This is a genomic window from Gilliamella sp. wkB18 (assembly GCF_001690875.1).
Taxonomy (GTDB): domain Bacteria; phylum Pseudomonadota; class Gammaproteobacteria; order Enterobacterales; family Orbaceae; genus Gilliamella; species Gilliamella apicola_A.
The window spans coordinates 1-1,098 of sequence record NZ_LZHM01000001.1 but is presented as its reverse complement, the minus strand read 5'-3'; the positions used below and the strand labels follow the sequence as shown (position 1 = coordinate 1,098).

The window sequence follows — 1,098 nt, the reverse complement described above, 5'->3', positions numbered from 1 at the left end:
GTCAAAGTTAAATTTAACCCGGTAGCGCCCTTGGGTATCAATATAGCCATAGGTGTCATTATCGGGACTGGTGACCCGTGCCGGTAAGGTGCCACTGACTTGTGGCCAAGCAAGGGGTGCTGGGCGATACGGTTTTAATACCTTAAAAGGTATCGCAGTAAAACTGAGCTGGTAAGCATCAGTGCGGCTGCCGCTGCCCGTAACACTTAAAATAATAATGCCTTCATCAATATCAATCAGCGGGGCGCCATTAAGGCTAATGAGTTGCCCAGGAGCAAGGTTATAACGGTTGCTTTTGCCTCGGATAATTATTTGTTCACTGATTGCTTGTTCATGGCGAATACGTGCGTACCAATTGCCACTTTCTGGGGTGCTATTAAGGTGGTAATCATTATCCTTATTTTGTGCATCATCGTTATTATCGCTTACCCCCTCATTTTGCTCACTTTGAATATTTTTATAAATTTTGTTGGGGCTATTTTTTTGACTACCTGAACTGACACTGGCACTACCTGCATATTGATAGTGCTCGCCATAACGGTAGTCGGTGCCGTTAGTGGTGCGGTCATCGGGTTGGCTATTGACCTCGCCAAGTAAGTTGGCTTTGGCATCACGGTAGTTGTAATCTTTGACTTTAACCGATGATGCCACCGTTTGGCTGTGCATGCTAATATCCCAAACGCTTTCAGTGCCACCGTCCAAGGTGCCACTGGGTAATTTGTAATTAATATGGGCAACTTGGTCATAACCTTGTTCGTAATCGCTTATCACCATTACGTCGCAGTCGTGCTCGGCATGGCTTTCAAAGCGAAACCAGATACCCACATCCGCCATTAAGCGTTGTATAAATTCAAAATCACTTTCTTGCCATTGGGTAATAAATTCCCTGGCTGGGTAGTGCTCTTTAAGTTCAAGGCGGTAGTCTATGCCATTAAGTCCGTGGCTTCTAAGTATTTGTTCAACCACGCTTACTACGCTTTGGTTCTGGAATATGGCACAGTTGCGGTTTAACGTTAGTCTAGCCAGTCGTGGCGATAAGACCACTTGATAATGCGCTTCTTCTTTATTCACCGATAATTGGCTAAACTCGGTGATAAT

1 protein-coding gene is annotated in these 1,098 nt (G+C 44.9%); it reads right to left on the bottom strand.

The window, feature by feature from the left end:
* On the bottom strand, window positions 1-1,098 hold a 1,098-nt coding region (locus A9G48_RS00005; protein ID WP_141672918.1), incomplete at both ends, for a type VI secretion system Vgr family protein.